The sequence below is a fragment of the Mycobacterium sp. genome (genome assembly GCF_032159775.1).
GTDB lineage: Bacteria > Actinomycetota > Actinomycetes > Mycobacteriales > Mycobacteriaceae > Mycobacterium.
Genome location: NZ_JAVHWK010000029.1, coordinates 26,591 through 39,074, shown reverse-complemented (window position 1 = coordinate 39,074; position 12,484 = coordinate 26,591). Strand labels below are relative to the sequence as shown.

Sequence of the window (12,484 nt, the reverse complement as noted above, 5' to 3'; positions counted from 1 at the left end):
CCAAGATCGGGACGGTTCCCAGCGCCACGCCACGCTCGAGGATTCCGCCGTTTGGCCTGTTCGGGTTCGCGACGAGGACGAATTTGGGCGGAACTGGTGTAGCTCCCGTACCCGGATATGCGGCGTTGTAGTCCCGCTTGTACATCGTGACTACCGTGGCGCCCTGCGAGTAACCCCAGAGAATGTCCCCTGATGTGGTCGAATTTACCGGCCTCAGCCGCTCAAGCTCCGTCACTCCCGCGGTGACCGACTGGTCAAATGTCGGGGAGAAGATGTAGCCAGGCGGCGTGACGGGACGAAAGGTCGCCGGGTAGTCGACGAGGATCGTGTTGCTCGGTGGAAACTGCGATGCAGCGGGTGGAGTGTTGTCGAGGCCGGAACGGGCGTCGTAAAGCTGGGCGAACTGTGGGTACGCCGAGTCCGGGATCTGATTGAACGCGCTGTTGGTGCCCTTCACGATGTACACGGTGGCTGCCAGCGTGAACGCGTTGGTCATCGTCGATGTGAGCGCTAACAAGAGGGCCGCGAGGAGGGCCAGCAGGGCCACACCTATTGATCGGACGGCAAAACGCATGTGAGATCTTCCCCCGCAATTGAAGTGATTAAAATCAGATGTCCGCGAGAAACAGTTGACCCGTCCCCCACCTCGCGGTATACGAGAATTATGCACGACGTCGGCCCCCGTGTCACCCCCCGTGGCTAAGTTTGTCGCTTCCAATACCGCTGCCTTCGCGGCAAGCACTTCGGCGCATGAACCAATCGCTCGGCTTTACTTAGTCGAGCGATATATGGCCTGATAGCAAACCGTGTCCTGGTGGAACAACGCGGTCACGAGCCCACAGGACGCTGTCATCGCGAACAGCACCGTCACCTGCTTGTACTCCGCCGATCGGCTAACGGGTTTGACGAGAGTCGTGGGCGTGCGCCCGACGTTTCTGACGACAACGCCGACGACAGTCCAGCATCGCCGCACCTACGACTACACCACACCGGGATGTAGGTCGTGCCTGGTCACACCATTCGCCTGTGCCTACGGATCAGAAGGTTGGGGGTTCGAATCCCTTTCGGGCGCGCTCAGCTTTCTCGATGTGGCACGCCCGACAGAGCCAGTTCGGTGATTCTCCTTGGTGCTTCGACGAGCATCGCGGACGCCGCCGCTCGCCTGGGAAGCCGGACGTGTCGCCTGCCTCTCTGGACGGCCCTGACTACTTCGGCGGCCACCTTCTCGCGGGGCACCGCTGCGGATAGCTGCAAACGATAGAACCGCTGGAATGCCTTCGCGGTCGGTCCGTAGTCATCGGCTCCTGCCAGCAGATCGGTCGGTACCGGACCAAGCTCGACAAGCGTGGTGCCGATCGGCAGTCCGCGGTAGTCGGCACGCAGACCCGCGGTGAAGTGGGACAGCGCCGCCTTGGCCGCCGAGTAGGTGACGAGGCCGGGATACACGCCGATTCCGGCAAGCGACGACACGTTGACGATGTGGCCCCCGCCGCGTCGGAGCATGCGTGGAATCGCCTGCCTGCACAACTCTGCCGGTGCGAGGTAGTCGAGTTCGGTGGTCATGCGAAGCGCGTCTTCGGGTGCATCCGTGAACCCTTGCGCGACTCCGCTGCCCGCGTTGTTCACCAGCACGTCGACCGGACCCGCTTCGTTCTCGACCCGATCGATCAGACCGGACACCTGTGCCGGGTCTGACAGATCAGCGGCATGCGCGGTGCCGCCGAACCGTTCGGCCACTTCCTGCAGCGTGTCCTTGCTGCGTGCCACGAGCGCCACGGCTGCACCCGCCTCGGTGAACTTTTCTGCGACCGCCTCTCCGATGCCGCGTGACGCCCCAGTGATCAGTACCCGCTTGCCATCGAGTTGCATCGTCGCAGCATAGGGCGCATGGGAATTCGGCGTCCGAAATCGAGCGGGCGCGGTCATTATTGACCAATGACATCAACAGGGGTGCAATGTGTGCTTGCCGCGATCGCCGTCGTTGCGGTTGCTGGCTGCGGGTCGAACGACGCGCCCGAAGCGGACACGTCGGGTCAGTCGACCGGCTCGAGCACTGCACCCGCACCGAGGCAGGCGTTCGGGCCCACCTACGCCGAGGGTGTCATCGAGAAGAAGGTCGGTGAGCCCGCGGGCCTGAACTGCCCCGATGACTCGGAGAAACCCTGCGACCTGAACTTCACCGTGACGGCGATCCAGCAGGGCGCTCCCTGCGACGCCGCCGAACGTCCCGGAGCGGATCAACAGTTCCTGCGCTTCGACATCGAGGCGTTCTCGAGCAACAAGACTTTCGAATTCCCTGACTCGGCAGACGCTTTGCTACTGCGGAACTGGAGCGTCGACGGTGCGGACGGGACCCTGCCCGACCTCCTCGCTTATCCCGAATGCGGCGCCGGCACAGCCCCGATCAGCGAACCCGTCGCCGCAGGCGCGCGTATGCAGGCCAGCGTAGTCGTACGCGCCCCGAAACCCGCTGAGAAGCTTCGGCTTTCGTGGCTCGAGCTGAGGTGGGAGTGGCCTGTGCCCGGCTCCGACTAAGGGGGCGGCGGTGCCGCCGGGAGCGGCGGGCCGGGCAGCGGCGGGCCTGGCAGCGGCGGTGCGGGCTCCGGCGGAGGCGGCGGGGGTGGCAGCAGAAACGGCGGCAGCCCGAAAGGGTTGACGACGTCGGGGGGCGGCGGCGGCGGCAGCGCGGCATCCGGAGGCGGTGGCGGCGGTGCTTGCGGCGCACGGGGCGGGTAGTACACCGGCGCAGGAGCGACGCCGTTGCTCGTATTGATTGTGACAAGGAAGCCGGGAACCGCCTTGTCCTTGGGCGAGGTGCCCACGATCGAGCCCTTCGACAGGTAGCTGTCGACCGGCGAAGGTTGGTCGGCGACCTGGAAACCGGCGTCCTGCAGGCGTTTACGCGCGGCGTCGAACTTCAGGCCGGTGATGCTCGGCAACGGAACGGTCGGAGCGCCGTTGACATAGCGCGGATCGGTCGGGGGCATCGAAACCGGGCCGAGGTCCTCGGCGATCGGCTTCATCGCGAGATACCAGGTGCGGGAGGGCTCATTACCGCCGTACAGATTTCCGCTCGAGCATCTGTGCAGCGGCCACGAGCACAGTTCCGACGGGGTAGGGGTGTCGTCGAAAATGTAGTTGGCAGCCGCGTACTGGTTGGTGAACCCCAGGAAAGCGGATGACCGGTGGGACTCCGTGGTTCCCGTCTTTCCGGACATCGGGAGATTCCAGCCGACCGAGCCTGCCGAACTGGCCGCCGTCCCGCTCGTGTGGTCCTTGCCGAGCGCGTTGGCCAGCGTGTTGGCCAGGCCTTCGGGCACCACCTGTTCGCACTTCGCCTGTGGGACTGGCACTTCCCGGCCGCTACGGTCGATGATCTTGTCGATCGGGTTCGGCGGACACCACATGCCGCCCGAGGCCAGGGTGGCTGCCACGTTCGACAGTTCGAGTGCGTTCAGCTCGAGCGGCCCGAGCGTGAACGAGCCGAGGTTCTGCTGTTTGACGTAGTCGGCGAGGCTGCCCAAGTTGTCGGGGTCGTAGTCCCTCGCGCTTCCCGGCTCGGCGTAGGACCGCATGCCCAGCCGCACCGCCATATCCACGGCCCTCGGAACACCGACCTGCTGGATCAGCTTCGCGAACGCGGTGTTCGGCGACTGCGCGAGTGCATCGGTGACGCTCATCTGGCCGCGGCCGCCGCCGCCGGCGTTCTTGACGCACCACGTACGCGGCGGACATCCGGGGGTGTTGCTGTCACCGAGCCCGGCCCCCTGGAACGTCGCGGGGACGTCGAGTTGGGCGTTGATGCCCATCCCTGCGTCGAGCGCCGCCGCCGTGGTGAAAATCTTGAAAACAGATCCGGCGCCGTCGCCGACCGGCGTGAACGGCTGCGGCTGAACCGTCTGCCTTGCGCCGAGATCGAGCCCGTAGGTGCGGTTGTCGCCCATCGCAAGGATGCGGTGGATGTCTCTACCCGGTTTGATAACGCTCATGACGCTCGCGATGCCGTCGAGGGACGGGCTTGCGACCTTGTCGATGGCTTGTTTCACGGAGTCCTGCACCTTCGGATCCAGCGTGGTGCGAATCAGGTATCCGTTGCGCGCCAGGTCATCTTTGCCGATGCCGGCACGAGCGAGATAGGACAGCGCATAGTCGCAGAAGAAAGCGCGGTCGCCGGCCCCGATGCAGCCCTGAGGTAGTTGGTTGGGGTTGGGCAGAATGCCAAGTGGCTTCGCCTTGGCGGCCCGGATCTCGTCCGCCTTGTCTGGGACGTTGTCGATCAGGGTGTCGAGAACGATATTTCTTCGCGCCAGGGCACCCTCGGGATTGGTGTAGGGGTTCAACGCGCTCGTCGACTGCACCATCCCCGCCAGCAGCGCGGACTGCTGCCAGTTCAGGTCCACCGCGTTGATGCCGAAGTAGGTCTTCGCGGCATCCTGGACGCCGAAGCTGCCGTTTCCGAACGACACCAGGTTCAAATACCGGGTCAGGATTTCGGCCTTCGGAAGGGCTTTGTCGAGTTCGAGCGCCATCCGCATCTCGCGCAGCTTGCGCACCGGCGTGGTTTCGATCGCCGCGCGGCGCTCGGCTTCGTTGCTGGCGTTCACCAGAAAGTTGTAGTTCTTCACGTACTGCTGTTCGATCGTCGAGCCACCGCGGGTGTCGACGGCACCCCGCAGATAGCCCGCCAGACCCGTCAGCGACCCCTGCAGGTCAACGCCGTTGTGCACGCCGAAGCGCCGATCCTCGATCGAGACGATTGCCAGCTTCATGGTGTCGGCGATGCGATTGCCGGGAACGACCCACCGACGCTGGGTGTAGATCCACGCGATCGGGTTGCCTGCGGTGTCGACCATCGTGGAGACGATCGGCACCTCGCCCTCCAGGAGCTGAGCCGAGTCCTGCGCCACCACGTCGGAGAGACGGTTGGCCACGGCACCCGCGCCACCGACAATCGGGAAAACCAACCCCGCGACGATCAGACCTGCGGTCAAGATGTACAGAATCAGCTTGGCGGGCATTGCAATTGCCCTGCGCTGTTCCCACATGCCTACAGCGTATTCAGCCCGGCGAGCATCGAGGCCGACTAGGGGTCACGGGTATGGGGTCCGCCGCCGTAAACCTGGGCGTGACGACGCATGAAAAGGCCGATTTGGTGAAAACCCCAGCGCCGCGCGATGTCGGCGACGCTCGTCGTCTCGGGATCGCTTGCCACGAGTTCCAGGTGAGCATGGTGCAGCCGAACTCTGCGAACGTATTCCATCGGGCTGCAGTCCCGGTGCACCCGGAACATGTTCAGCAGCGCCTGCGGTGTCACGTTGACTGCCGCCGCGATGGCGGCCGGCGAGATGTCGTTGGCCGCGTTGTCTTCGATGAAGGCGATTGCGCTACGCAGCAGCGCCGATGTGCTGTCCCGGCGGTCTGAGACGGTGGGCTCGATGACGGCGTTGTTCGGGAACACGGTGAGCATCGTGGCCGCGAGATATCGGGCGACGGACCCGGCCAGGAAAGGCGCCTGCGCCGAGGGGGCGTTGACCACGGTGTGCCGCACGTGGTCGATGACCTCCACGAGGTGCTGACTCGCGTCCGCCGAAATCGGCGCCGACGACGTCAGTTGCACCGCCGAACCGCCCTGTGACGGCGCGGCCACCTCGCTCAGCAGGCGTCGGTCGATGGAAATGGCAGTGAAGGTGGCTCGGTGGACGAAGCCGCTGTATGCCATGCCGTCGAGCGCGCCGATAGCCGCCGCCTCGCCCGTCGTGAACATCTCGGGCTGCCGTCCGGGTATGTGGTCTTCGATCGCACCCTTGAGCACCCGGCACAGCAGAATGGTCTGCATGGGCTCTGCTTCGTATCGCAGGTCGTAGCTGTACTCGAAGTCATCGACCGTTAGCGATCCGATTTGCGTTCGCCATACCCGAGTTCTGGTGGGCGCTCCGTTGGATTGTTCGCTCAATCGGAGCTTGGTGTACGTGGTAGAGAGAAACTCTTCGGCCTCGCCGATGTCGTAGCTGTCGATAATGAAAGTACCCGTCACGACCCCCCTAGCGCTTTAAGTCGTGGTGCCGCCTGATGCTGGCAAAGTTAGCCGGATTTGACAGGCGCGTCAAGGTCGAAAGTTTGCTAGCAATCCGCTACCGGCGCACGCCGTCCAAGAGCGAGAGCAGAATCGGGATCCGCCGTTGCTCGATGTCGGGATGTGAGAGCACATGCCGGAACATGGCGGCGCCATCGAATGTGTTGATCAGGACCGCAACCAGGCCTGCGAAGTTCTCTTCTCCGAAGGCCTCGATCTCCTCGGCCGACGGCACCACGCGGGCGGCCTCGTAAATCTTGGCGACGTATGTCGTCATCACCTCTCGCAGTGTGTCCCGCAGCTTCTCATCGGTGCGCGCGGCGACCATCAATTCGTAAATCACGGTGTTGGTGGAGTTGCCCGTCAGGTCGCGGATGATGGCAAGGATTTCCTCGATGGCCGGCCTGTCGGACGGAATGTCGGCGATGCGCTTGGCGGCTACCTCGAGCTGCCGCCGACCGGCCTCGTAGGCCGTCGCCGCCATGAGGTCGCCCATGGTCGGGAAGTGCCGGAACAGAGCACCGTCGGACACCTGCGCTCGCTGGGCGACGACCTTCGCCGAGGTGCGGGCATAGCCGACTTCCACGATGGTGGCGATGCTCGCGTCGAGGAGGCGGGCGATCGTTTCCTCCCGGCGCTCCTGCTGGGTTCTGGCCATCTCAGGCCGAGACGGATTCTCGCGCGGGCTGGCCGGCCTTCAGGAACCTTCCGGACTTGACCGTCTCCCCGTAGCCGTCACGAAACTGGCCCTCGCGGAATACGACCACGCCGTTGACGCCCGTGGCGACGATGGCCCTGTCGTTGCGGTTCACCATGCGCGACAGGTCGCCGTAGAACGGCACCTTCTCCTCGTGGTAGCTGTCCACCGAGTCGTCGAGGCCGGCCGGGTCGATGACGACGAAGTCGGCGCGGTCGCCTTCTCGCAGCGTGCCCGCGGGCAGGCCGAACCATTCCGCGACCTCGGCGGTGAGCCGGTACACCGCGTGCTCGACCGTCATGAACGGCTTTCCGGCCAGCTCCGCGTCGCGGACCCGCCGAAGCAGCTTCACGGCGAAGTTGTAGAACGCCATGTTGCGCAGATGCGCACCGGCGTCGGAGAAGCCCATGTGTACCGAGGGATCGATGGCGAGCGCGTTCAGATGCTTGGGCCGGTGGTTGGCGACGATCGTCGTCCAGCGCACGTTGCGTTCACCGTTCTCGACGAGTACGTCGAGGAAGGCGTCAAGCGGATGCAGTCCGCGTTCGTCGGCGATCTGGCCGAAGCTCTTGCCGATCAGAGTGGTATCGGGGCACTCGACGATGGTGGCGTCGTGAAAGTCGCGGTGCCACAGCGTGGGCCCGAGCTTCTTGCGGTCGAACGACGCGCGGAACCGGCGGCGGTACTCGGGGTCGGCGAGCAACTCGTTGCGTTCCAGTTGATCGCGCAGATGCAGGGCCGCGGTGCCCGCGCCGAACTCCTCGAACACGGGCAGGTCGATTCCGTCGGAGTACAGCTCGAACGGGACGGGCAGGTGCTGGAACCTGACGAACGAGTTGAAAAGCCTGTTGAGAATCCTTGTGCCGGGGCCGAACACATGCACGGCGCCGGTGTTGGACTTGGCGTCCGCAGACACCAGCAGGCTCATCCGGACACCCCGCCTGCGGCCGAACATCCGGCTGCTGGTGAGGAAGAAGTTCAACGCCTCCAGCGGGTTCTTGGTGTTGGGCGCGCTCTGCAGGATGCGACCGCGTCTACGCAGCACCTTGATCAGCCTGCGGCGTTCGCGCCAGGTTGCGAACGTCGACGGAAGGGCGCGTGACCGGAACCGGTCACCGTCGAGCTTGTCGATCGCCGCGTCCATGCCCGACATGCCGAGCAGACCCGCTTCCAGCGCCTTGTCGAGCAACTCCGCCATCTGATCGAGTTCGGCCTCGGTGGGTTCGACGCCTTCGGTGGTAGCGCGTTCGAGTCCGAGGACCGATGTGCGAAGGTCCGAGTGCCCCAACATGGAACTGACGTTGGGCCCGAGCGGGAGGTCGTCGAGCGTCTGGACGTATTCGGCAGGGGTGGTCCACGTCTTGTGTGCTTCCAGGGCGCCGAGCACGAACTTGCGCGGCACCGCCTCCACGCGGCTGAACAGATCGGCGGCGTCCTCGGAGTCGGCATAGACGGTGGACAGCGAGCAGTTGCCAAGCAGCAATGTGGTGACGCCGTGCCGGACCGACTCGCGTAGGCCCGGATCGAGCAGCACCTCGGCGTCGTAGTGGGTGTGCACATCGATAAAGCCGGGGAGAACCCACTTCCCGTCAGCGTCGATGACGTCGGGGCAACCTGCCTCGTCGAGCGGTTCGGCGGACACCGCGACGACAATGCCGTCGCGAACGCCCAGCGTGCGGCGTTGTGGGCGGGCGCCGGTGCCGTCGAACCACAGGCCGTTGCGAACGATCACGTCGTAAGTCATGCGGACGACCGTATCAAAGATAGTGAGTGCTTACAATCTTTTCTAACTCGGGATTCCCTGGGGGCAGAAGACCCGCCACTCGCCTGGCACGCCCTTCAAGCTGTGCGTGCCCCGGTCCTGGAAGTCGATTCCCGAACCGTTCACGAGGTCCTTGACGGTGCTCGATACCAGTACCTCACGAGCCTTCGCCAGCGAAGCGATTCGGGCTCCGATGTGAACGGCGATCCCGCCGATATCGTCATCGCGAAGCTCACACTCGCCGGTGTGCAGGCCGCTTCGGACATCGATGCCCAACTCCGGCATCCGGTCGGCGATGGTGGCGGCGCACCGAACGGCTCGAGTAGGTCCGTCGAATGTGGCAAGGAAGCCGTCGCCGGTGTGTTTGACGACGCGCCCCTGAAAGCGGCGGACCTCCGCGCGGGTGAGCGCGTCGTGGCGCTCGAGTACTCCCCGCCAGTGGCGGTCGCCGAGTTCGGCCGCCCGCTGGGTGGAGTCGACGATGTCGGTGAAGAGCACGGTGGCCAGGACCCGATCGGCGGGATGTTCGTGGCGCTCGCCGGTCAGGAACTCCTCGACTTCATCCGTGATCGCAGTGAAGTCGCCGACTGACGGGAAGTGGTCTGCGCCGTCGAGTTCGACGAACCGAGCCGTCGGGATCTCGTCGGCCATGTATCGGGCGAATTCCACGGGTATGGCGTCATTCGTGCGGTGCAGAACCAGCGTGGGCACCCGAACGCTGCCAAGAATGTCCTGGACGTTGGCTTTCTGAAGTACCGCGTTCAGGGTCAACTGCGCCATCGCAGGGCTCATGGCTGCCCGCTCCAATGTGCCCACGCCCCATCGATACTCGGGGATATGGCAGAGACTGGGCGCCGCCCAATCGACGGTATGGCCCTCGCCCCAGTGCTCGAGGGAGTCCTGGACCCGCGCCATCAGTCGAATCCACCTGCGGCGGCCGGGCGAGCCGTCGTCTTCGATGGTTCCGTTCGCATAGCTTCCAAAGAGGATGAGCGCCTGTACCCGCTCGGGGTACGTAGCGGCGAACAGCACGCTGATCGGCCCGCCCTCAGAGAATCCGAACAGCGCCACCCGCTTGCTGTCTGTCGCGTCGAGTACGGCGCGCAGGTCGTCGGCCCTGCTCTCGAGAGTGGGCACGGTGTCGATCGGATCGGAGAGACCGGTGCCACGCTTGTCGTACTGGATCACTCGCGCAAACGAGGCGAACTGCCCGATGAACTTGTCCCATCCCGGGTCCGCCGACAGTATGTCCACGTGCGAGAGCCACCCCGGCACGATCACCAGGTTCATCGGGCCGTCGCCGACGACCCGATAGGCGATATTCCCACCCGGGCCCTTTGCGTACCGTGTCTCCGGCAGCTTGACCATTGCGGCCAGTCTCCCACCGCAGCAAATTAACGGTCAGTGCTTCTACACGTTTTTTAAGGACCGGGTTCTGCGCGGCAGCGATAGGGTTGAAGCCATGACGCCACCGGTGATCGCACGCTGGATCGACATCATCGAAAACGGCCGCACTGCCGAACTGGAGAGCCTGCTCGCCGAGGACGCCGTGTTCTACTCTCCGGCCGTGTTCACGCCGGGGGAGGGCCGCGACGCCACCCTGGCCTACCTGTCCGCGGCGGCGAAAGTGTTCGACGGCTCCGACTTTCACTACGTGCAGAAGTGGTACGGCGAGCGGTCGGCGATTCTGGAGTTCGCCGCGACCCTCGACGGGAAGTACGTCAACGGCATCGACATGATCGGATGGAACGACGCCGAAAAGATCGTGTCCTTCAAGGTGATGGTGCGGCCACTCAAGGGCCTGCAGGCGCTGATGCCGAGAATGGCCGAGCTTCTCGCGCCCAGGTGACCATGCGATTGCTGCTGATCGCCGACACCCACGTGCCCAAGCGGGCGCGCGATCTGCCGCAACGGGTGTGGGACGAAGTGGCCCGCGCCGACGTCGTCGTGCACGCGGGCGACTGGGTGGAGCCGGCCTTGCTCGATTCACTGGAGGCCAATGCGGATCGCCTCGTCGCCTGCTGGGGTAACAACGACGGCGACGAACTGCGGGCGCGGCTGCCCGAGCGTGCCGACGTCACTCTCGGTGGGGTGCGATTCACGGTGGTCCACGAAACCGGCGGGTCTGCGGGCAGAGATGCCCGAATGGCCAGGCAGTACCCCGACACCGACGTGCTGGTGTTCGGGCACAGCCACATTCCGTGGGACAGCACGGCGACGACGGGTCTGCGGCTACTCAATCCCGGATCGCCGACGGATCGGCGCCGCCAACCGTTCTGCACGTATATGACCGCACGCGTCGATGACGGTGCGCTGGCCGACGTCACCCTGCACCGCCTGGAGCGCCCTGGTGCGTGACCGGCCGGCAAAGGTCGCCGATGTGCATCGGATCGCCGCGGGCATGCCGCACGTCAAGCGGATCGAGGGACCGAAGGGCAACACCATCTATCAGGTGGGAGGGAAGTCGTTCGTGTTCTTCCGCACGCCACAGCCCGATGCCGAGGATCCCGAGACGGGTGAGCGCTGGACCGACGTGATCATGATCTGGGTGGGATCCGAGAGCGACAAGCTCGCGCTCCTTCAGGACCCGAACCTGCCGTTCTTCACGACCGACCGCTTCGATGGACACCTGTCGGTGTTGGTGCGGGCCAGCGCACTCTCGGAGATCGGCACCCAGGAACTGACCGAGCTCATCATCGACGCGTGGCTGTCCCGGGCGTCGGAGCGTCGGGCGCAGGCCTGGCTTGCCGAGCACGGCGGTTAGGCCGGCGGAGCCACCGTCGCGTGGTCTGCGCCGCAGATGAACAGTGCCATTCGAGCCGGCTTGTCGCCAGGGTTCTTCCACCGGTGCCTCGTGCCGTTCTGAACGACGGTGTCGCCGACGGTGAGGGTTACCTCGGCGCCGTCGTCGAGTTCGAGCACGACGGTGCCCTCGAGCACCACCTCGAAGTCGATGGTGTCGGTGGCGTGCATGCCGGGGTCTGAGGGGTCCATGTACCTCAGGAGACCGGGAAGCTTGCCCTCGATGTCGGCGACCGCCTCCTCGACATTGCCGAGATCCTGTTCGGCTGCGCCCGTCTGCGGCGGAATGGTCAACATGCCGAAGCGGAAGCCGCCAATGGGCGGGAAGTAGGCGTGCCAGTCGGGCATCGACCCGTCGTCGGGAAACTGCGGTGTCGTGTCGCCGCCCCAGAGTTGGTAGAACTCGGACGACGGGAGCAACGCGGGACGGTCCGGCTCGACGGTCTGATCGCTCGCGAACACGGACTTTCCCGACTCATCGTGGCCGGTCACCACTCGACGAACACCCATGTTGTCAGTCAATCACCGCGATGTGTAACCCCGCTGCCTATCTCTGTAGGACAACCACCGAGAAAGGCACTTCCCCATGTCACAGCGCCAAATCTCAATCGCTTCGCTGACCGCCACCCGAGCGTCGGGTGCGGTGGTCTGGATCAGGCTCTATGTGGGGCTGATCTTCGTCGGTGAAGGATTCCTGAAGTTTCTCCGTCCCGAGATGCTCGGACCCGGCCGATTCGCCAAGGTCGACATTCCCTTCTCGACCTTCACCGCCTACCTGGACGGGGTGTTCGAAATCGGTTGCGGCGCAGCGATCCTCGTCGGACTGCTGGTTCGATTGGCCGCGCTTCCCATGATCGTCGACATGATCGGCGCCCTCGCCTTCACCAAGGTCCCCCTGCTGTTCGGCAGCGCGGCCCTGTACCCGAAGGAACACGGCTTCTGGGACTTCTTCCACGAAGGCCGACTCGAGATCGCGATGTTGTGCGGCAGCATCTTCCTGCTCATCGTCGGCGCAGGTGGTCACTCGTTCGACGATCGGGTGAACCGCGTCGGCTCATCGACACGTGTCACCGGTGCCGCGGTCTAGTAGGGCACGCAGCAACCTCCCAGGTCGATTCGAGGACGGTGAGCGTTGATCGCGAGCCAGAAT

13 protein-coding genes are annotated in these 12,484 nt (G+C 64.8%); 5 read left to right on the top strand and 8 right to left on the bottom strand.

Features of this window, described 5'->3' with window-relative positions:
- Together QOJ24_RS03440 and QOJ24_RS03435 are read right to left on the bottom strand one after the other, a co-directional pair.
- Positions 1 to 574, bottom strand: a 574-nt coding sequence (locus QOJ24_RS03440; protein ID WP_526259115.1) for a PE-PPE domain-containing protein, incomplete at its 3' end; no start/stop codon positions are given.
- A 500-nt stretch (positions 575 to 1,074) separates the two neighbouring features.
- Positions 1,075 to 1,869, bottom strand: a complete 795-nt coding sequence (locus QOJ24_RS03435) for an SDR family NAD(P)-dependent oxidoreductase (RefSeq protein WP_526259113.1) — start codon at positions 1,867 to 1,869, stop codon at positions 1,075 to 1,077.
- Positions 1,870 to 1,935: 66 nt separating this feature from the next.
- Between QOJ24_RS03435 and QOJ24_RS03430 the strand changes: the two genes are divergently transcribed.
- The gene (locus tag QOJ24_RS03430) at positions 1,936 to 2,535 is read left to right on the top strand and encodes a hypothetical protein (protein WP_526259111.1); all 600 of its coding nucleotides are present in this window, start codon (positions 1,936 to 1,938) and stop codon (positions 2,533 to 2,535) included.
- Here the strand turns inward: QOJ24_RS03430 and ponA2 are convergent.
- The 5 genes from ponA2 to QOJ24_RS03405 all read right to left on the bottom strand — a co-directional run bounded on the left by ponA2 (position 2,532) and on the right by QOJ24_RS03405 (position 9,900).
- Positions 2,532 to 5,045 (bottom strand): transglycosylase/D,D-transpeptidase PonA2, encoded by a 2,514-nt coding sequence (ponA2, locus tag QOJ24_RS03425; RefSeq protein WP_526259110.1) that lies wholly within the window; start codon positions 5,043 to 5,045, stop codon positions 2,532 to 2,534. The two genes, QOJ24_RS03430 and ponA2, sit on opposite strands and share 4 nt — an antisense overlap.
- Positions 5,046 to 5,083: 38 nt before the next feature.
- Complete coding sequence (locus QOJ24_RS03420) at positions 5,084 to 6,034, bottom strand: helix-turn-helix transcriptional regulator (protein ID WP_526259108.1); 951 nt, start codon at positions 6,032 to 6,034, stop codon at positions 5,084 to 5,086.
- Positions 6,035 to 6,131: 97 nt separating this feature from the next.
- Positions 6,132 to 6,731: a TetR/AcrR family transcriptional regulator gene (locus QOJ24_RS03415; protein WP_526259106.1), complete on the bottom strand. Its 600-nt coding sequence runs from the start codon at positions 6,729 to 6,731 to the stop codon at positions 6,132 to 6,134.
- A 1-nt stretch (position 6,732) separates the two neighbouring features.
- Positions 6,733 to 8,514, bottom strand: coding sequence for an N-acyl-D-amino-acid deacylase family protein (locus QOJ24_RS03410; RefSeq protein WP_526259104.1), 1,782 nt, complete (start codon positions 8,512 to 8,514; stop codon positions 6,733 to 6,735).
- 42 nt (positions 8,515 to 8,556) lie between these two features.
- A complete protein-coding gene (locus tag QOJ24_RS03405) occupies positions 8,557 to 9,900 on the bottom strand; it encodes an adenylate/guanylate cyclase domain-containing protein (RefSeq protein ID WP_526259102.1) in 1,344 nt (447 codons plus the stop codon).
- Between the two features lie 94 nt (positions 9,901 to 9,994).
- Here QOJ24_RS03405 and QOJ24_RS03400 point away from each other — a divergent pair, with 94 nt between their 5' ends.
- Genes QOJ24_RS03400 through QOJ24_RS03390 form a run of 3 tightly spaced genes read left to right on the top strand, consistent with a single transcriptional unit; the run spans position 9,995 to position 11,296 of the window.
- A complete protein-coding gene (locus tag QOJ24_RS03400; RefSeq protein ID WP_526259100.1) occupies positions 9,995 to 10,381 on the top strand; it encodes a nuclear transport factor 2 family protein in 387 nt (128 codons plus the stop codon).
- A 2-nt stretch (positions 10,382 to 10,383) separates the two neighbouring features.
- Complete coding sequence (locus tag QOJ24_RS03395) at positions 10,384 to 10,890, top strand: metallophosphoesterase family protein (RefSeq protein ID WP_526259123.1); 507 nt, start codon at positions 10,384 to 10,386, stop codon at positions 10,888 to 10,890.
- On the top strand, positions 10,883 to 11,296 hold the full coding sequence (locus tag QOJ24_RS03390) for a hypothetical protein (protein ID WP_526259098.1): 414 nt from the start codon (positions 10,883 to 10,885) through the stop codon (positions 11,294 to 11,296). Before QOJ24_RS03395 ends, QOJ24_RS03390 begins: the two co-directional genes overlap by 8 nt.
- On the opposite strand, the gene QOJ24_RS03385 is transcribed toward QOJ24_RS03390, so the two are convergent.
- Positions 11,293 to 11,844 (bottom strand): cupin domain-containing protein, encoded by a 552-nt coding sequence (locus tag QOJ24_RS03385; protein ID WP_526259096.1) that lies wholly within the window; start codon positions 11,842 to 11,844, stop codon positions 11,293 to 11,295. The two genes, QOJ24_RS03390 and QOJ24_RS03385, sit on opposite strands and share 4 nt — an antisense overlap.
- A gap of 76 nt (positions 11,845 to 11,920) precedes the next feature.
- On the opposite strand from QOJ24_RS03385, the gene QOJ24_RS03380 reads away from it, so the two are divergent.
- Positions 11,921 to 12,421, top strand: a complete 501-nt coding sequence (locus QOJ24_RS03380; protein ID WP_526259094.1) for a DoxX family protein — start codon at positions 11,921 to 11,923, stop codon at positions 12,419 to 12,421.
- Positions 12,422 to 12,484: the final 63 nt, after the last annotated feature.

Bases quoted from the DNA above. Each gene is read 5' to 3' on its own strand.
- QOJ24_RS03435 (WP_526259113.1), bottom strand. From the start codon at position 1,869: ATGCAACTCGATGGCAAGCGGGTACTGATCACTGGGGCGTCACGCGGC.
- QOJ24_RS03430 (WP_526259111.1), top strand. From the start codon at position 1,936: ATGACATCAACAGGGGTGCAATGTGTGCTTGCCGCGATCGCCGTCGTT.
- QOJ24_RS03395 (WP_526259123.1), top strand. From the start codon at position 10,384: ATGCGATTGCTGCTGATCGCCGACACCCACGTGCCCAAGCGGGCGCGC.
- QOJ24_RS03385 (WP_526259096.1), bottom strand. From the start codon at position 11,844: ATGGGTGTTCGTCGAGTGGTGACCGGCCACGATGAGTCGGGAAAGTCC.
- QOJ24_RS03400 (WP_526259100.1), top strand. From the start codon at position 9,995: ATGACGCCACCGGTGATCGCACGCTGGATCGACATCATCGAAAACGGC.
- ponA2 (WP_526259110.1), bottom strand. From the start codon at position 5,045: ATGTGGGAACAGCGCAGGGCAATTGCAATGCCCGCCAAGCTGATTCTG.
- QOJ24_RS03380 (WP_526259094.1), top strand. From the start codon at position 11,921: ATGTCACAGCGCCAAATCTCAATCGCTTCGCTGACCGCCACCCGAGCG.
- QOJ24_RS03405 (WP_526259102.1), bottom strand. From the start codon at position 9,900: ATGGTCAAGCTGCCGGAGACACGGTACGCAAAGGGCCCGGGTGGGAAT.
- QOJ24_RS03410 (WP_526259104.1), bottom strand. From the start codon at position 8,514: ATGACTTACGACGTGATCGTTCGCAACGGCCTGTGGTTCGACGGCACC.
- QOJ24_RS03415 (WP_526259106.1), bottom strand. From the start codon at position 6,731: ATGGCCAGAACCCAGCAGGAGCGCCGGGAGGAAACGATCGCCCGCCTC.